Origin of the sequence: Candidatus Tisiphia endosymbiont of Ptychoptera albimana (genome assembly GCF_964026605.1) — a bacterium.
Taxonomy (GTDB): Bacteria; Pseudomonadota; Alphaproteobacteria; order Rickettsiales; family Rickettsiaceae; genus Tisiphia.
The window spans coordinates 719,179-739,761 of the sequence record NZ_OZ032164.1 but is presented as its reverse complement, the minus strand read 5'-3'; the positions used below and the strand labels follow the sequence as shown (position 1 = coordinate 739,761).

Here is a 20,583-nt window from a genome sequence, read left to right as displayed (position 1 = left end):
ACTATATCTGAAAAATTTTTTAAGGAAGAATCTTTATGACAACAGGGATGACAAATTTTTACGGACAATTAAGCAGTACTCAGCAATTTGATCAAATAAGGATTAATATTGCTAGTCCTGATCAAGTGCGTTCATGGTCTTTTGGTGAGGTAATGAAACCTGAGACAATAAATTACCGTACTTTCAAGCCAGAGAAAGAAGGATTATTTTGTGCTAGAATTTTTGGCCCCGTGAAGGACTATGAGTGTCTTTGTGGTAAATATAAACGTATGAAATATCGTGGTATCACTTGTGAGAAGTGTGGTGTTGAAGTTACTACATCTAGAGTCCGAAGAGAAAGAATGGGGCATATTGAGCTAGCAGCACCAGTTGCCCATATATGGTTCTTGAAATCTTTACCATCAAGGATTAGTACATTGCTAGATATGACTATGAAGGATCTAGAAAAAGTTCTATATTTTGAAAGTTATGTTGTTGTTGATCCTGGGTTATCTGCTCTGCAAAAGGGTGACCTTTTATCAGAAGACAGTTTGCAAAAGGCACAAGATGAGTATGGAGAAGATAGTTTTACTGCTTCTATTGGGGCTGAAGTGATTCAGCAGATGCTTACAGAACTTGATTTACCTGAATTAAAGAAGAGTTTGCAAGAAGATTTATTAAATACATCTTCAGAAGTTAAAAAGAAGAAGATTGTTAAAAGACTTAAGTTAGTTGAAGATTTTCTTGAATCTGAGAATAAGCCAGAATGGATGATTATGACTGTTCTGCCAGTTATCCCACCTGAAATTAGACCATTAGTTATGCTTGATGGAGGAAGGTTTGCAACTTCTGATCTTAACGAACTTTATAGAAGGGTTATTAATAGAAATAATAGATTAAAGAGACTACTTGAACTAAAAGCACCGGATATTATCATCAGAAATGAAAAAAGGATGTTACAAGAATCGGTCGATGCATTATTTGATAATGGTCGTCGTGGTAAAGTAGTGAAAAATACTAATAAACGTCCATTTAAGTCACTTAGTGATATGCTAAAAGGTAAACAAGGTCGTTTTCGTCAGAATTTGCTTGGTAAACGAGTGGATTATTCTGCTCGTTCTGTTATCGTTGTGGGACCAGAGCTTAAGTTACACCAATGTGGTTTACCAAAGACGATGGCGTTGGAATTATTCAAGCCATTTATTTATTCAAAGCTTGAATTATATGGAATTGCTACCACTATAAAAGCCGCTAAGAAAATGGTTGAAGCTGAGAAATCAGAAGTATGGGATATTTTAGAAGAAGTTATACGTGAACATCCAGTGTTGTTGAATAGAGCACCAACTTTGCATCGTTTAGGTATCCAAGCTTTTGAACCTTTACTGATAGAAGGGAAAGCTATCCAGCTACATCCTTTAGTCTGTGCTGCGTTCAATGCTGATTTTGATGGTGATCAGATGGCAGTGCATATCCCTCTTTCAATTGAAGCTCAGCTTGAGGCAAGAGTACTTATGATGTCAACAAACAACATATTGAGTCCGGCAAATGGTCGTCCGATTATCGTCCCTGATAAGGACATAGTACTAGGTCTTTATTATTTAACAATGGTTTTTGACAATGAACCTGGTGAAGGGATGAGTTTTGCTAGCATGTCGGAGATTGAACATGCTTTGTATAATAAGGTAATAACTATTCACTCAAAGATAAAATTTCGTCGCGATGTGCTTAATATTGAAGGGGAGGTTGTATCAACTATAGTGGATACTAGCTTTGGTAGGTTAATTATAGGAGAATTATTACCACGTAATCATAATGTTGGATTTAAGTTTGTAAATAAATCCATGACTAAAAAGGATATATCTGCGGTTATTGATTTGGTATATCGCCACTGTGGACAAAAGGCTACAGTGATCTTTGCTGATCAACTAATGAAACTTGGATTTAAATATGCTTGTTCCTCAGGCATTTCTTTTGGTATGGACGACATGGTTGTACCAAAATCAAAAGATAGCCATATTAATTCAACATTGACTGAGGTAAAAGAATTTGAACAACAATATTCTGATGGTCTAATTACTTACGGTGAAAAATACAATAAAGTGATTGATGCTTGGTCTAAATGTACGGATAAAGTAGCAAATGACATGATGAAAGAAATTGCTATGACACCTGTTAATAATAAGCCTAATCATCAGAAAGTAAATTCGATATATATGATGGCTACTTCGGGAGCAAGGGGATCAGCAGCACAGATTAAGCAATTAGCTGGTATGCGTGGTTTAATGGCTAAACCATCAGGTGAGATTATTGAAACCCCGATTATTTCTAATTTCCGAGAAGGTCTTACTGTCCTTGAATATTTTAATTCTACACATGGTGCACGTAAAGGTCTTGCAGATACAGCGTTGAAAACAGCTAATTCTGGGTATTTAACCCGTAGATTAGTTGATGTTGCTCAAGATTGTATAATTACTGATGAAGATTGTCAAACTACAAAAGGCATAGAAGTCAGAAGTATTATCGATGGTGGTGAAGTTATTGTATCGCTCGCAGAGCAAATTTTAGGCAGAACAGTTGCGATTAAAGTATATCACCCAGTTACTAATGCATTATTACTATCAGCCGGTGAATTAATTAATGAAGCAAAATTAGAAGAAATCGAATCTTCTGGTTTGGATGTGGTAATGGTAAGATCTGTCCTAACATGTGAGGTTATTAATGGAATATGTGTAAGATGTTATGGTAGAGATCTAGCCACTGGTTCTTTAGTATCAGTTGGAGAAGCAATAGGAGTGATTGCTGCCCAGTCAATTGGTGAGCCAGGTACTCAGCTGACCATGAGAACTTTCCATATTGGAGGAGCTGCAACGAAAGGTGTTGAAATATCTTCAATAGAAGCCTCTCATGATGCAAAAGTGAAGATTTTAGGTCGTAATGTGGTTGTTGATTCTGAGGGACGTAAGATCGTAATGGGTCGTTCATGTGAGTTATTATTATTGGATGCTAATAATAATGAGAAAGCAAGGCATAAAGTAGCGTATGGTTCAAGATTAATAGCCGATGATTCAGATAAGGTAAAAAAAGGACAAAAATTAGTAGAGAGGGATCCGTACACTATTCCGATTATTACCGAGAAATCTGGAAAGGTTGTATTCAAGGATATGGTAGAAGGAGTGTCAATTCGTGATATCACTGATGAAGCAACTGGTATTTCTAGCAAAGTTATAATTGAATCAAAACAATATTCACGCGGGGCAGAGTTACGTCCTCGTATTCAATTAGTTGATGAGAATGGAGAAACTATTATGCTATCCAATGGTTTGGAGGCTAGATATTACATGCCAGTGAATGCTATTTTAAATGTTGAAGATGGTGCTAAGGTGTCAGTAGGTGATATTTTATCACGTATTCCAAGGGAATCAACCAAAACAAAAGATATTACTGGTGGTCTTCCACGAGTAGCTGAACTTGTTGAGGCTAGACGTCCAAAAGATCATGCTGTTATTGCAGAAGTAGATGGTAGAGTTGAATTTGGCAAAGACTATAAGTCAAAAAGGCGTATTGTTATTCAGCCAAGTGATAATACTACAGCAATTGAGTATATGGTACCAAAGGGCAAACATGTTGTTGTTAATGAAGGTGATTTTGTAAAAAAAGGCGATATGTTAATTGATGGCAATCCAGTTCTACAGGATATTTTAAAGGTAATGGGAGTGGAAGCTCTTACAAGCTACATGGTGGGAGAAATCCAAGCGGTTTACCGTTTACAGGGCGTAAAAATTGACGATAAGCACATTGAGGTAATAATTCGTCAAATGTTACAAAAAGTAGAAGTAACCCATTCTGGGGATACGACATTAATGGTTGATGAGAAGATAGATTATCGTGAATTTGCCGAAATTAATAAAAAAGCTATAGATAATGGTTTAAGACCGGCTGAAGCCCAACCAATCCTACAAGGTATTACTAAGGCATCGCTGCAAACTAGATCATTTATTTCTGCTGCTTCTTTCCAAGAAACAACAAGAGTTCTAACGGAGTCTGCTATAGCTGGAAAAATTGATAAATTGCGTGGGTTGAAAGAAAATGTCATAGTTGGTAGATTAGTGCCAGCAGGAACAGGCTTTTACATGAATAGGATGCGTAAACTTGCAGCTAAATTGGACCAGGAAGAGGTTGATTATCAGAAAACTTTAGGATAGATTCTCTTTAATAAGGAGTGTACTCTTCTGCTTGGAAGAATTGTTTTTTGAAAATATCAAGGATTCGCGTGTTCATGTACCTTATGTATACTGCTATGATTTACGCGAATTTGGGATAAGAATTGACAAATTCTTATCCCAAATTCGGTGAAATTATAGATTGCCTACGGTCTCCTCGCTAATAGACGTTTTATAGACGCATATGTCTATTAGCGAGCGAACGTACGTGAGCGTGGCAATCCATGAAGCTTGTCATATCGAAACAATCAGATTTGAGACGACTCTGCATCTGATTGTTAAATTAATATTTTACTAAAAACATGATTTTAATCTTTTAAAATCATGTTTTTAGCTTTAGAAAGGTTTAAAATGCATTCGCGTTAGCCGCTTTAAGAATGCATTTTTCCTTATATTAAAGCCAATTCGGGATAAGAATTAACTAATTCTTATCCCGAATGATACAACACAATTCTTGATTTTCTATTCTAGAGTATACTGCTCGTAAATGAAGAGTTGGTAGACGAAGGTCAACTTCAAGAAGAGCTAGGAGTGTCAAAGTCGAGCAGCGGAGCGTACATTAGTACGTGAGCAGCGGAGATCTTTAGACACGACAACGCCAATTCTTGAAGTTCACCGAGTATATATCTTATCTTTAAATCAGCAGAGCATTAGTCACGAATCTAGTTAGTGTAGGTTGCAAGAATGTTTCTAATTCTTTACTGACTTCATCAATATTATCTATTTTTTTACCGTCACGGCTTAATGTCATCTCACCAGAATTAACATGCTGCATGACAGATTCAATTATTTGCTTATTATCATGCTTACCGTCCATATATTGCAGAGCAAATTTTTCAAAAAGGTTAATAGCTACCACCTCATGTCTTTGGTTTGTTACCCACATATTGGGTGTATGAGTTACCTGATATGCGATCAGCTTTGATGCTTTAGGTTTATTAAGATCTACTTCTTTTCGAGTTGCCTGTAACGTTATATTAATATATCCTTGCAATACTAATTTCATGGCATTAGCTAAGAACTCAGCCTTTATTTCATTCAATTTTGTTCCATGTAATTTTTTATTGCTACTCACGGCAATTTTATCAAAACTCATTGGGTTATTGATATTCTCAGAGAAAGTATAGAGTATTGCTTTCATATAAGGAGAAGATGTTGATAAACTACTATCCTTATTACCATTATAAAAAAACTTCTCTGTTTCAAGTGAATTAAGATCTATATCAACAAGAGGCTTTTCTGGTACTATATTAAATGTCATATTAAATTTATTAATATCCTCATTATTGATAGATCTATTTAATTTAACACTATTATGGCAAAGTAAGGTTGATCTAAATCGACGATTGGTAATGAAATCCATATATTGTTCGGTTCTAACAATATCATTTATCGCTTGTAATTTTTCCACCACTTTTGCCGGCATATTTCCTAAATACATGCTAGCTATACTACAATCAGACAGATATTGTAGATTATTTTTTTTAGCCTCATCCATAAATTCATGAAAATAATATTGTACATTATCTTCTTCTAGATGGTCATGACGCAAATAATGGTCATTTTGTTTGGCAAGCAAACTGGCTTCAGATTTTAACACTTGAGCATAAGGAGAGTCGGAAGTTTCCAAGCTATCCTTAACAAATTCAAGTAACAATCTAGATTGAGCAATTTTATCTTGAATGTTATTAAATGTATTTGAGTGATAAAGCATCATATCTCTTATGGTACGAACCATATTCCAACCAGGTAGTGTATTATAACTAATATACGCGATTCCATTCTCTGATAAATTTTTACTACTTACTTCAAAAATCTTATCCTGAACAAATTTTGGTACCCAAGAGATTACTCCATGAGTAATTATGTAATCAAATTTACCAAATGATTCATCAATATCTGTAATAGAACAATGTCGGAATTCTATATTTTTAAGAGCTAATCCTTCTTTATGTTTATTAGCCTCATCTATTTGCACTTTAGATAGATCAACTCCAACAAAATGTGCTTTAGGATAATTAACAGCATGAGGTATTAAATTCCCGCCTGCAGCACATCCTAGCTCTAGAATTCGTGCAGTTTCAATTGCTGTTGGTTTCATCCCAAATAAAACAGCAAGTGTCCGTAGGTGATATGGATTGGTTAAGGCGTACGGATAACTTTCGTAAGGCACTTCATCGTATGTATTATGAGGTGCTGAGGTGAGTTCTAAATTAGTGGTCATATATTCTCCATAACGTAAAACAAAACAAGGATAACACCGTATTTTGTTGTCAATTCTTTAAATTTTTACTAGTATAACCTCAAGTATCGATATAAGAATTAATAATTCTTATATCGATACTTGCTTTGTTATAAGGAAAAATGTACTCTTGAAGCGGCTGACGCGAGTGCATTTTAACTTTTTTCATCATTCAATATGTGATTTTAATAATTAAAATCACATATTGAATGGAGTATTATATTTTAACAATCAGGTGGGCAGCCGCTTCAAACCTGATTGTTTCTATATATAACACGGAAGTTCGATGTAACTTGTTAAATCGAATTCAGGTTAGTATACACTAAAAAATTCAATACACTAATAGTCTTCTTGCATTAAATTGGTAACCTATAAGTAAACCCTATACCAAATTCTCCAACCCCTATGGTCTTTTTAATAGGAGGGGCTGGTATAAATTGCTGGGTTTTCATATCCAAAGTAGCATAGTTAATCTTTATTGAATGAGCAGCTTGTAATTTTACTGCTGCATCAATGCTAAAATTGCTAGATAAATCCTTAGAAAATCCAAGACCCACTTGCCAAGCAAAACAATTACTACGAGTTGTTTTAATTCTAAAATACTCTACATTCATTAAATCCCAACGAGAAGAAGCCGAGTTAACTTTTACCCGTGCCACCCCAGCACCTAATATAACAAAAGGAGTTATTCCCTTCACTTTATCGAGATCATATACTAAATTAATCATATATATATTGGAAATTACCTTAGTGATCCCTGGAGTTTGTGGTATAATTAGAGAGGGAGCTAGTTCTTTTTGTGGTAAAACATAATGTAGTCGGTATTTTGGTTGGTGTGTTACCGAAAGCTCAATTGCCATTTGCGGATAGAAGCTGTAACCAATCTTACCGCTATACATCTTAGACCTTTTTAAAGTAAAACCACTACCTGAACTATGACGGAACTTTTTCACTACTGGTTCTACTATACCAGCTTCAGTACCAATATAAAAAAATCTTTGATCAGCTGTAATCTCATCTGCCTGAGCATTCACAAAAACTAAGAAACATATATAAGTTGTAAATAATATTTTTTGTAATTTAATCATTATAACTTTATACTTATTGAAAGCGTGGATTATATAATTATCTATAGGCAGGTCAATATAAAAAATTTTTTATTGTTGTATTTCCGTCTAATTTAGTTACTTCAAATGTTTATTTAATACTTCTTGTTTCATTTCTTTTGCATTTATTAAAAATTGTTTTGCTCGTTCAATTTTTTGTTCAATTTCTTCAACTTCTTTTACAATTTTTTCTTGGATTTTAAGTAATGGTAGTTGGACTTTTACATCAGATATTTTAGGTATAGTTAATTGGGGTATTACTGAACCAGTATTTTTAATTCCTATTCTACTTAGGATATATTTCAAATATAGAGGATTTGCTACTTCTATTTTTGGTATTAATACAATTAATCTAATTATTGGATAGAATTTTTCATTTCTAAATTCAACATGACCTATTGTTCCACGGGCAGTTATTGTAACACACGGCTCGTTAACTTTGACAATGTTTGTATAACCATATATTGCTTTTGTTACATTATTGGAATAAATCGGTATTTGAAATTCATCTGTTTTCGATTTTGAAAAATTATCTCTCGGAATATCACCTCCAGCAAATAAACTTTTTGCAATATCTTTAATTGCGATTTCTTTAGCACTTACAGTGTTTTTTTGATATTCGAATATCTTGTTAATTCTGTCTTGTAATTTATTAATTTTTTGCTTTGCTTCACTTTCTTTTTTCTCAATTTCTGTGATTTCTCCTATAATTTTTTCTTGGATTTCAATAGGGGGGAGAGGAACTAAAAAATCTCTTAACATTTGAGTATTGACGTGTTTTACTCCAACATTATCTGTTAAAACACTTAAAGAATTAGTTTTCTTTTCAAGAAAATATCCAAGATACTCAGGTTTTAGAATATTTTTACATACAATACTATTGATTTGCTGATTAGTTGTTAATGCAATTTTATTTATAGCAACCTTACCTATCGTCCCTGTACAACTAAGTAACACACTGTTAACTGGTACAATTCTGACTTTATCTAATCCTTTTCTCGATATATGTTGCATTGTGTTTTCAATATATAAACTTGTAAAATCTTTAATTGTTGCCCAATTAATATCTTTGCTATTCCAGTATTCTCTAATGCGTTTTGAAGGTGTTGAGCCACTTATAATATCTTCACATACCTCTCCTAATTTCACTAATTTCCACTTACTTTCAATTTTTAAATTATCCCTTTTGTTTAGATTGATTGACTTATCAAATTTTTTCAAATCAAACGACATTAACTGCGAAAGACGAACATAATGTATATGTTCTTTCAGTGGATGATCATCGGAAATTTGAATTTCTGCAATTTTTTGTTCAATTTTACTATCTTTTTTATAATTCCTTAAAATATAGCTATTTAACTTGTTCGGGTCTTCAAGACCTTCGAATTCAGGATTATAGAGTTTTGAATTTAAGTTACCTTCTTCATCTTTATAAATATAAATTCCCTCACTTCCACGCCGATTTGAAAATTCATATCCATAAAATTCTTTTTCAATATCTTTTTCACCGCTATCAGCTAAAACAACTTTTTGAGAATAAGTTGTGATAAAATAAATCAGTTTTTGTTTTTCTAATTCAACAACCTCATTGTAAGAAAGAGAATTATACTCTTTAGTTAATACCCTTTGTTGTTCATTCTTTGTTGATTTATTTTGTAAAATATTTATATAATCTTCAAAAGTTAAATCTTCATAAGTATTTCTTACATAAGTCGAAAAAGCGTTGTGAATTCCACCACAAATTACATCGTTAAAATTGGTAAAGAATCTGTTTACGATATGTTTTGTTTGAATAAATTCAGAGTATTGGCGTTTTTCTAAAAATAAGATGATTGTTTTTGTTCCTGTTGCCATGAACGCACTAGAACCAATCGCCTTAGTAGAGAAATTATCTAAAATAATTTCTCTTGCTTTTTCGTAAATACCACCATTTGTTAATATTGAAATTGGCAAAACAATACCTGCAACAGCACCATCTTTCATTAGCTGTTTTGTTCTTTCAATAAATAAGCATTCAATTTCTGATGATTTATCTGTTAAAGAATTAAACAATTCAAAAGTATCTTTTCCGTTCTTTACAGTATTTTTAAATCCACTTACTGAATAAGGTGGATTTGCTACAATTATATCAAAAACATTATTTTCTTTTCCTTTTTCTTTTTTGTAAAGTTTCCCTTTGTATTTATCGTTATCAAAAGGGGCTAGTCCATCAGCACAAATTACATTAGCATCTCCATCACCATTTAAAAAAGAGCTGACCTTAGAAATTTTTACGAGACGGTAGTCTTTTTCTATTGCATAAACATAATTTTTTGCCCATTTTAGATTTTTACTTTGACTATTAAAGTTATTAATCGCATTTCTGCCAGCTTTAATATCAGCGTCTTTTATTTGATTTACATAGATATCTATCTCATCCATTATTTCCGTTATAAAGTGTCCAGAGCCAGAGGCGTAGTCTAGGACATAAGGCAAGAAATCTATATCACTCTCTATTTTTTTATCTATTATTTGTTTAATAGGTAGAGATTTACAAATAAATCTTGTCAGAGGTATTGGTGTAAAAAATTGTCCAGATTCTTGCTTAAAACCAGTATTAAGTAATAATTCAAAGAAATCTCCTAGATATTGATGTTTTTTTGAATATTTTATCTTAAACTTTTGTAGTAGTTTTACAACTTCCTTAACAATTTCAGCATTATCTATAAAAGTATCTTCGTCATATACGTCTTTAAACGCAAATTCTTGAGAGCTTCTGTAATATCTTAGCTTATAAAAAGTCTTTCTTAATTCTGCATTTTGAGTATGTTCAATCACTGCCTCAAATTCTGCACTACTAACATCTGGAACAATAATGTTGATATAATTACTTAATCCTTTCTTATAAAGATTATTTAATCGATCAAATAAACTTTCAAAATTATCATTTACTTTAAATTGGAAATCTAAATCTATGTTTATATCTATTGATTTCGTATCTTCATCTTGTATTTTGCAAATAAAAAGATTGAATATTTTATTAAAAGCATTAGGTTTATCCGAGACAATATGCCTCCTTAAAATTTCTGCAAATTGATGAAAAATTGTTTGACCATCAGCAAACTCTAAATCATCTAAATCACCATATGTAAGACCAATATTTTTGAACTCATAGCAATTTATACTATTTTCAAAAATACCTTTCTTATTAAATGTCTTATCCCAAGAGTTAAAAATCTCAATATCATTTTCACCATTTAGACTACTCGTATCTATTATTTCATTTGTATAAACAATTTTATTGCCTGCTAACTTAGAAGCATAAAGACAAAGAGCTTTTGCTTTTCTATCTTGCCTAAAATAACTTAAAAGTTGTCCACCGTCCCTAAACATTTTATTCTTTTCTTTATTAAAACTTGCACCCCAGTTTTTACATTCTATCATGAAGAGTGAGTTACCTTCTGCGTTCCTAACAAGAATATCAACAAAACCTTTGCCGGTATGTCCTAAGTTCCAGCTTTTTTCTAATTCAATTGAATTTGGGCTATATCCCTTTTCAAGCAATCTACAAACGCATTCCAAGATTACCAAATTTTCGGATTGAGAGAAATTAGCTGTTGTATTTCTGTGAAGTTTTATTTCTGTTTTATAGTCGATAATTGATTTTTCGATTCTTTCAGAATCTAAAGTTACAGCAATTTCATAGGTTTTAAAAAATTTAGAAAAAGAGTTTTGTGTTTCGTTTTTTAAAACAAAACCTAAACTATCTAGCCATTTCTTGACAAATTCAATATTCATAGAACCAAGCAAAAAATTCTTTTTATGTAGTTATTAATGAATACATATACTCTATTACTAACTTGACTATTATCTTTTTATTTATTAGATATCTTTCGAAACTCTACTTCTGCTGGTAATTTGTGCGTCGAGCAGGTACTCGAATCCTCACGTACATTTAGTCATATCTTTACCCACATCTTTTTAAATAGGTTATACATATCAGGTTTTAATATCAAAGATGTATTTTTAAAGCCTAATAAGTATGCCACTTTTAAAAGATGTGGGTAAAGATATGACATTTAGTACGCTGCGGTTCTGCAAGCGAAAATGCCTATAAATCTACTCTTTACATAGAAATGTTCACAGAACCTAATAATTCCATAATTTGTTCAAATTGCAATAGATATTCTTGTTGTTTATCAAGATCTTTTAATTTTAAATTATTGCTCATTTGTTCATTATCGCCAACAAAAATAGCATATTTAGCCTTTTGTAGATTAGCTCGTATTATTCTTTTAGCTATTTTGCCGTTAGTATCTAAGGTAACAGGAATATTTTTTTGACGCAATTGATTTGTTAAAATTAAGCAATATTCTAAATTATTGTCGCTAATGGGAAAGACAAATACTGGTCTTGGTTTAGATATGTGGTACTCTCTCATTAGGCTAAGGCGTTCAATTCCAGCAGCAAAGCCAATGGCTTTTACTTCAGGACCTCCCATAAGTTTGCTCAGCCCATCATAACGACCACCAGCAAGAACTGTCGACTGACTACCAAACTGACTACCAAGGTTGCTAGTAGTAAACTCAAAAGCTGTATGACAATAATAGTCAAGTCCCCTTACTAATCTTGGATTAATGATATATTTTACATTGAGTAAATCTAAGTATTTTAGCAAATCGTCAAAATATTTTGCAGTATCACTACTATAATAGCATGACATTAGCGGACTATTTGCAACTATTTTTTTATCATGCTCATCTTTCGAATCTAATATACGCATTGGATTCTTGATAAGCCGCTTTTGGCTATCTTCTGATAATTCTGACTTATAATCATTGAAATATTCTACCAACTTTTGTTGGTAAACAGCACGAGTTGTAGTACAACCCAGTGAGTTTATTTCTAAAGTTGTATTTTGATCTATTTCTAAAGCTTGAAGGATATCTAATGCAAGCTTAATCGTTTCGGCATCGGTGCTAGGTCCTTCTCCACCAATATACTCAAAATTTATTTGATGGAACTGTCTTTGTCTTCCAGCTTGTGGTCGGTCGTAACGAAACACTGGACCGTTTGAAAAAAATTTAATAGGTAATGTTTGTTGCAGATTATTAGATATAAAAGCCCTGATAATGCCAGCCGTAAACTCCGGTCTAAGAGAGATATGATTACCACTTTTATCAAGAAAACTATATATTTCCTTACTTATTACATCAGAAGTCTCTCCAAGTGTACGATCAAAGACTTTAGTATATTCAATTATAGGTGTACTTATGGCTTGATAACCATAAAGCCCACCTATATGTTTGGCTGTGTTTATTATGTAATCGTGAATCAGGTAATCCTCAGGTAGTAGGTCTTTCATACCACGTAAAGATTGTAATTTATCACTCATACAAATTAAACTTCTCGTGTTATAAAGAACAATCTGATAATATACAGAACAAACATGAGTGCAAACCAGTATATTAGCAATTGACCTGCAACCATCAGATTAAAATTACTATCAAACATTTGTATAGATAGTAGATATAGGCATGCTACTAAAACAAATGGTATAATGATAAATGCGGCAGGACATTTAAAGGTTCTTGTAGCATTTGGCATTATTATTCTAAACAACATGACTATTACAGCGACTGCTATATAATCTATTAATGATCCCATAGATGACAATTGAACAAGTATTGTAGTGGGGCAAAACCCACCTAATAACGCAGCAAGTACAGAAAATATTAAGATAGTGATATAAGGACTATCATATTTTGCATGCAGTTTTGCAAAGCTTCTTGGCAATAACCCATCTCGGGCAATTACATAAAAAATACGGGATGTAGCATAAATATTCATCATCAGTACCGTAGTCATACCACATACTGCTCCAGTAGCAACAATTGCCGAACCAACATTACTATGGTTCAAGCTAAGTGCATGAGCAAGAGGTTGGTCATTATTAAGTTGATCAAAAGGTGCTATGCCGGTGACTAGTCCAGCTATTATAACGTATACTACTGTTGCAATTACTAGTGATCCAATAATACCGATCATTAAATCTCGGTTAGGGTTTTTGCATTCTTCAGCTGTAGCGGCTATTGTACCAAAACCTGTCATAGCAAAAAATAGGATAGATGCACCAACTAGCATATTATTGACGCCAAAAGGTAGAAAGTTTTGCCAGTTTGTAGCATCAAAATGCGGTGTAGCAAACACAATAAAAGCAAATATAGCCGCCATTTTCACAAATACTAAAATAGCATTGAGTCTTTTACTATCTTTTGTTCCTAAGTATAAAATAAAAGAGACAAATACTACAATAAGAAAAGCTGGTAAATTTATTATTCCACCATTGCTAGGCACGGTAGTTAAAATTTCTGGCAAATCTATTCCGCCAGCTGACAATATTGCCTGAACATATCCAGACCAAGCCGCTGCAACAGCTCCAGCAGCAAAACCAAGTTCCAATATAATAACACTGCCCATTAGCCAAGCAAATACCTCGCCAAATGCTATATAAGAGTAAGTATAAATACTACCAGAAGTTGGTAGCATTGTAGCAAGTTCTGTATATGCAAGAGCAACAAAAATACATGTTATACCCGCAATAACATAGGATAGCATAACTGCTGGACCAGAAAATTGAGCAGCAACCAAACCGGTTGTCACAAATACACCCGTACCTATTATAGCACCAAGCCCTAATAATATTAGGTCAAATGCTCCTAGGGTTTTGCTAAGACCACTAGTCTTACCTAGTTCTTTTATTGATTCAAAACTTTTCCTCGTTAAAAAACTCATTAATTCCTCCGATTTTAAATAGTAGAAAACCCTAGAAGGGTGTATTACTACAGTTGTAGTATCGTATCACTAGACTATCAGTAGTAAAAACGATGTCACCTCTGCGTAGGTAGGGGGTCTAAAATAACCTGCAAAGGCTATTAGATATTATAGATTCCCGCCTACGCGGGAATGGCATACTAGTGATCCACGTGGGCAAAGCCTCGCAGGGACAACATTGTGAGTAACTACAACTGTAGTGCTAAGATTACTTATTTTATAAAAATAGACTTTTTTGAAATTGGATCTATACAATCTCTCTAGTAATCCATCCTCCTCCAAGGACTCGATCATTATCATATATGACACAAGCTTGACCAGGAGTTACAGCTTTCTCTGCAGAGATTAATTTTACTTTAATTTCTGTATTACTCATTTTACTAATCTTGGCAAAGGTAGCAGGACGAGTAGAGCGAATCTTAACTTGCACATCAATTTCCTCTTGTGCAACCATTTCTCTGCCTAGCCAATTAACATCCTTAATAGTAAATTCGGTAGAATCTAATACCGAATCTGGACCAACATATACAATTTTTGTATTAGGGTCAATTCTTACTACATAAAGTGGCTCATGAAAAGCTATTCCAAGCCCACGACGTTGACCTACAGTATAGTTTATTATACCATTATGTGTCCCAAGTTCAAAGCCGTCTACATGAATTATTTTACCTTTCTCATTAGCATTGCTTCGTATCTTACTAATTACCTTCCTATAATCACCATCTGGCACAAAACAAATATCTTGGCTATCAGGCTTATCTGCGACGCCTAAATTAAATCTAGTAGCAATATTTCTTGTTTGCTCTTTACTTAATTCTCCCAAGGGAAAAGATAGATAATTTAGTTGTTCTAAGGTAGTTGCAAATAAAAAATAGCTTTGATCCTTGGTTATATCAATACCAGTATGTAATTCTGCCCCATCGATACCTTCGATTTTTCGCACATAATGACCAGTAGCAAGACAGTCTGCCCCTAAATCTTTTGCTACTTTTAATAAGTCTTTAAATTTAACTGACTGATTACATTTTACGCAGGGCAGGGGGGTTTCGCCTCTAATATAACTATCAGCAAAGTCATCAATTACTGATTCTTTAAATTTAGACTCATAGTCTAAGATATAATGCGGAATGTTTAACTTATCTGCTACCATTCTTGCATCGTAAATGTCCTGCCCAGCACAACAGGCATTTCTTTTCTTGGTAGCTATACCGTGATCATATAATTGTAAAGTTATACCAATGACTTTATGACCTTGTTCATGGAGCATAGCAGCTACTACTGAGCTATCAACCCCACCAGACATTGCAACTACTATCGTAGATGGATTGTTTATTCTATTATTCATTGTATTGCTAGCCTAGCTAACCTGAATTCAATGTAACAAGTTACATCGAATTCAGGGATACATATAGAAACAATCAGGTTTGAAGCGGTTCTTCACCTGATTGTTAAATATTAATTTGCTAAAAACATGATTTTGAAAGATTAAAATTATTAGCTTTAGAAAGGCTTAAAATGCATTCGCAAAACCGCTTTAAGAATGCATTTTTCCTTATAACAAGCCAATTCGGGATAAGAATTAACTAATTCTTATCCCGAATTTAGGTTAGCTAAACGAAACATCACATTATAATAACTTTACAGTTAAATGCAATAGGCTTTTTTGAAATTTTTGGATATTCTAGATTCATAGAATTATAGCTGAAATCTTTTAATAGAATACTCATTTAACGGTTGCCAAAATAAACGATTAAACAATACCACAAATAGAGCCATAATGCCCATACCTAAAACTATTTTATTAAAATCAGCCTTTATTGTCATTTCAGCTATATAACTTCCAATACCGCTTGCTGCTATTTTCCGATCGCCAAAATTAATAATTTCTGCCACGATACTAGCATTCCATGCCCCACCTGATGCAGTTATTGCTCCTGTTATAAAATATGGAGTAATTGCTGGTAACATTACTTTGAACCACCAATTCCAACCACTAACTCTGAAAATTTTTGTGGCATCTTTAAGATCATTGGGAATAGTTGATGCTCCTACTATAACATTAAATAATATATACCATTGAGCTCCCATAATCATCAAAGGACTAAGCCAAATATTAGGGTTTAAATCGTAACGAGTAATAATTATAAAGACAATTGGAAATAATAAGTTTGCTGGAAAAGCTGCAAAAAATTGTGCTAGTGGTTGTACAATAGCTGTTACTCTAGGATTTAGTCCAACATATATACCAATCGGTACCCATATAATTGCCGCAAGAGTAATAAGTACTACCACACGTAACATAGTAATTGATGCTAAAACAAATACATTCAATAGCTCAGACCCACCAATATCGTAATGCAAGAAATGATATATGTAATAGGCTGAAAAACATGCTATGCCGCCCAGCATAGTATACCATAAATAATCGCTCCACGAAGGATTATTGGAAAAATTATTTGACGAACTTGAATTTATTTCGCTATAACGATTAAGTATGGGGAGATAAAGTATAAATTTTGCAATATAAGCAATAGGGGAGAATAATTTTTGAATAATTAAACTTCTTTGAAATAAATTTAATGCCCAAGAATATGGTGCATTGTTACCTGCATTCATTTCATAACGAAATCTATCAGACCATGCCACTAGAGGTCTAAGTAGCAATTGATCATATAATATAATCACCAGTGACATTGACATAATTGCTGAGCTAATTGCATAAAGATTTTTCTGCGTAATTGCTAAAGCAATATATGATCCTATTCCAGGCAAGGTTATATGGGTATTGCCAACTGTGATAACCTCTGAAGCTACTACGAAAAACCACCCACTAGATATTGATACTACAATATTCCAAACTAATCCTGGCACTGCATATGGAACGCTGACCTGCCAAAATTGTCTCCATTTTGACATTCTAAAAATATATGCTGCATCATGCAATTCTTGTGGGATATTCTTAAGCGAATAATAAAAACTAAATGTCATGTTCCAAACTTGCGATGTAAAAATGGCAAATATTGCTGCACATTCAGCTCCCATAATACTTGACGGGAAAAGAGCTAAAAAAACTGTAACTGTAAAAGAAATATATCCAAGAATAGGAAGAGATTGAAGAATATCTAGTAACGGAATTAATATTTGTTCACATTTCTTGCTTTTAACAGCTAGGCTGGCATAAATAAAAGTAAAAATTAATGAGATAATTACCGCAATTAGCATCCTCAAAAGCGTTCTAAGAGAATACTGCAAAAGATTACTATACTCTAGAGTTACTGGTTGTTGCTCTAATACAGCTATTGGTGCTGCCATCTGCTTTAAACCCCAAGCAATAAAGATAAGGATGCTAGCGATTATCAAAAATGTTAACAAGTTGAAGATAAAATTGGACTGAGTTTTTTTTGAATATTTTATAAAATATCTCATTGAATTTAACCTTAACTTAAGTAGCTTCTACATAATTCCTACTTGCTATACACTGCCATGAATTGTATACTCAGGTAGAACTTCAAGAATTGGCGTTGTCGTGTCTAAAGATCGAAGCTGCTCACGTACTAATGTACGCCTAGCAGCTCGACTTTGCTACTGCCTAGCTCTTCTTGAAGTTATACTATCGTCTACCAACTCTTCATTTACGAGCAGTATAGCCTTCAGAAAAAAACTTGATTATCGAATTAAACATTTTTGAGTTAACTATATCTAAATCAGAATTTGTTATCACTTTTTGCCATGGTACTATACAAGCCATCTTCTTTCTTAATTATGTCATACTCTCTTTGAGCTATTGAATCGATGAAGTAGACATTACCTGATATACCAGTATACGGAGTTTTGCCATTAATAGCTGCTAAAAATCGTTCTTCGCTAAAGTTGCTACCTATATATTTTGATGTTATCCTTCCTAGATCATAAGCTACAGTATGCATGAAAGACAAATGATTAATACCTATATTCTTAGCCCTTTCTATTATATTATTATTAACAATATTCAATGAACCAGTGTAGATAATATCTACCGGTTCAGAACGATCAATATCAATTCTGTTATCACCTATTATAATTGCTTTTTTATCTAAATTATGCTTATGAATACTATCAAAAAGCAAATCTAAATTTTTACCATCATCTGACAGATAAATTACAGGTTTAGTTGCCGTATCCTCCATTTCATTTAAATTATCAACACTATTTGAGACAGTTAAAACCGCCTTTTCTATTGATTCCGGTATATTAGCATAAAATTCACTCCGCACTAAGGTAGAATTTTTTTGAATTAGTATATTTTGGATAAGTTGGTTTATAGCTTGTGCATGACTGCCTGAAGGTAAAAGTGCAATGAAATTTTTATAATCATTATCGGCAAAGTAATTAATTATTTTTGTGAGCTGCTTTGACGGAGCATGACCAAATACAAAAAGTTTTTTGTCTGCCAATACAGGATTATTAGACATGGTAATGATAATAATATCATGTGCTTTAGCTTTATTGGCAATTATAGAAGTAAGATTTGAATATAATGGTCCGAGAATAATTTTTGTTTTACGTAGTAGTATTTTATCCATTGCAGCAAGTACCTGCTTTTCATTAGAACCATCATAAGAAGTAACATGAACATAAGTTTTTAAGCCATCTTCTAGACCCATTTTAATTAATTGGTTGTATTGCTTACCTAATGTAGAATGTTCTCCTGTTAGGGGCATTAAAATAGCCACTTCTAGAGTTTCCTGAACAACTTCTTTTGGTCTAGAAACAACAACTTCCTTATTAGATTGGCAAGAAAATAAAGAGACAAGACATATGAATGATAAGGTAGCCTTTAAAAATTTTTGTGCATAAGTCAATCTAGTTGGTGATGTTGTCGTCGGAATTTGCCTTCGTTCCTCACATACATTGGAGTACACAGCTCGACTTGGCTTCGTTTCTCCTAGAAATCTCGAAAGCTTCTTTGACTTATGCAGGAAGTCTTTTATACTGCTCATAATGCTTACTTATAGGATTAAATTATGATCTTTAAACCAGGGCTATACATTGTCTCAACACCTATTGGTAACCTAGATGATATAACACTCCGGGCTTTAGAAACGTTAAAAAATTCCACAATTATACTGTGTGAGGATACTAGAATATCAAGAAAATTACTAGCAAAACATAATATAAAGACTAAGTTACAAGTATATAATGATCATAGTGATTATCAAGAAAGAGAATTTATCCGCACATTAATTGATAATGGAGCAATAGTTAGCCTAATATCCGATGCTGGAACACCGTTAATTGCTGATCCTGGTTATAAACTAGTAAGAGATTTAAGGAAACTGAATTATCACATAGATGTAGTGCCGGGCGTTTCGGCATTAACTACCTCTATAACCATTTCTGGATTACCATCAGATCGCTTTTTATTTGCTGGATTCTTACCAAAAACTACAGAAGGTAAAAAGAAGATTTTTACAGAATTATCTAATATAAAAGCAACTTTGATTTTTTTTGAAACTGCTAGCAGAATAGAACAATCGCTACATACAGCTTTTACTGTTTTTGGTAATAGGGAGGTATGTGTAGCACGAGAACTTACTAAATTTTATCAAGAAGTAAAGTCTGGGTTAATAGAAGATGTGCTAAATTTCTATAACTCGAATATTATCAAGGGCGAAATAGTACTGCTAATTTCTAGTGCTTCTGAACCTCATAAAGCTCTTCTTGCAGATGACTTAAAAAAATTTATAGATTTATACTTATCTAAAGGATGGAGTGCAAAAAGTGTCACAGATATAGCTAATGAAAATTTTGGAAGAAGCTACAGCAAAAAAGAAATATATTCTATAGTTAATAAAATCAAGAATTCAAGTGATTAATAATACTTAGATAGAACCACTTGGGAATTAGGACAGGAGATAAGAAATATATTAGTATTGTCGGTATCATATAATAAAATTGCTATGCCATTAATATATAAAATAATTCCTTATAAAGGAGCATGTACGGCAGACGATCAAATTGCAGTAATATCGAAATTTATAGAGGAATTTGGTAAGGAAAAGATAGAGGAAATATTAGGAGATAGGGAATATTATAAAATGTTTATTTATAATATATGCAATGGCAATAAAAATAGGGGCAATTGGAGAGCAAGAGCAACCGATAAAAATGAAGAAAACTCTAGGATGTAGGAGTTATTCTGTACTACAGTTAGGTATAAGATCAATTAAACAAGCTTATAGTC

Annotated in this window: 10 protein-coding genes and 1 pseudogene; 3 read left to right on the top strand and 8 right to left on the bottom strand. The window is 33.0% G+C overall.

What is annotated here, in order from left to right; all coding sequences use genetic code 11:
- Positions 1–35 precede the first annotated feature (35 nt).
- Entirely contained in the window at positions 36–4,181 is a 4,146-nt protein-coding gene (rpoC, locus tag AAGD36_RS03515; protein WP_410521222.1) for a DNA-directed RNA polymerase subunit beta', read from the top strand.
- A gap of 652 nt (positions 4,182–4,833) precedes the next feature.
- Here the strand turns inward: rpoC and AAGD36_RS03510 are convergent.
- The 8 genes and pseudogenes from AAGD36_RS03510 to AAGD36_RS03470 form a co-directional block, all read right to left on the bottom strand.
- Positions 4,834–6,390 (bottom strand): annotated as a pseudogene (locus AAGD36_RS03510) (methyltransferase regulatory domain-containing protein); the annotation flags it as partial.
- Between the two features lie 407 nt (positions 6,391–6,797).
- Positions 6,798–7,529, bottom strand: a complete 732-nt coding sequence (locus AAGD36_RS03505) for an outer membrane beta-barrel protein (protein WP_341754964.1) — start codon at positions 7,527–7,529, stop codon at positions 6,798–6,800.
- 96 nt (positions 7,530–7,625) lie between these two features.
- Positions 7,626–11,324 (bottom strand): restriction endonuclease subunit S, encoded by a 3,699-nt coding sequence (locus tag AAGD36_RS03500; protein ID WP_341755970.1) that lies wholly within the window; start codon positions 11,322–11,324, stop codon positions 7,626–7,628.
- 328 nt (positions 11,325–11,652) lie between these two features.
- The gene (gene hisS / locus AAGD36_RS03490) at positions 11,653–12,921 is read right to left on the bottom strand and encodes a histidine--tRNA ligase (protein ID WP_341755969.1); all 1,269 of its coding nucleotides are present in this window, start codon (positions 12,919–12,921) and stop codon (positions 11,653–11,655) included.
- A gap of 5 nt (positions 12,922–12,926) precedes the next feature.
- Complete coding sequence (locus AAGD36_RS03485) at positions 12,927–14,321, bottom strand: amino acid permease (protein ID WP_341755968.1); 1,395 nt, start codon at positions 14,319–14,321, stop codon at positions 12,927–12,929.
- A 286-nt stretch (positions 14,322–14,607) separates the two neighbouring features.
- A complete protein-coding gene (mnmA, locus tag AAGD36_RS03480) occupies positions 14,608–15,705 on the bottom strand; it encodes a tRNA 2-thiouridine(34) synthase MnmA (RefSeq protein ID WP_341755967.1) in 1,098 nt (365 codons plus the stop codon).
- 350 nt (positions 15,706–16,055) lie between these two features.
- Positions 16,056–17,786, bottom strand: a complete 1,731-nt coding sequence (locus AAGD36_RS03475) for an ABC transporter permease (RefSeq protein WP_341755966.1) — start codon at positions 17,784–17,786, stop codon at positions 16,056–16,058.
- 278 nt (positions 17,787–18,064) lie between these two features.
- A complete protein-coding gene (locus tag AAGD36_RS03470) occupies positions 18,065–19,339 on the bottom strand; it encodes a penicillin-binding protein activator (RefSeq protein WP_341755965.1) in 1,275 nt (424 codons plus the stop codon).
- Positions 19,340–19,363: 24 nt separating this feature from the next.
- Here AAGD36_RS03470 and rsmI point away from each other — a divergent pair, with 24 nt between their 5' ends.
- Together rsmI and AAGD36_RS03460 are read left to right on the top strand one after the other, a co-directional pair.
- A complete protein-coding gene (rsmI, locus tag AAGD36_RS03465) occupies positions 19,364–20,215 on the top strand; it encodes a 16S rRNA (cytidine(1402)-2'-O)-methyltransferase (protein WP_341748393.1) in 852 nt (283 codons plus the stop codon).
- Positions 20,216–20,272: 57 nt separating this feature from the next.
- Positions 20,273–20,530, top strand: coding sequence for a hypothetical protein (locus AAGD36_RS03460; RefSeq protein WP_341755964.1), 258 nt, complete (start codon positions 20,273–20,275; stop codon positions 20,528–20,530).
- The last annotated feature ends 53 nt before the right edge of the window (positions 20,531–20,583 follow it).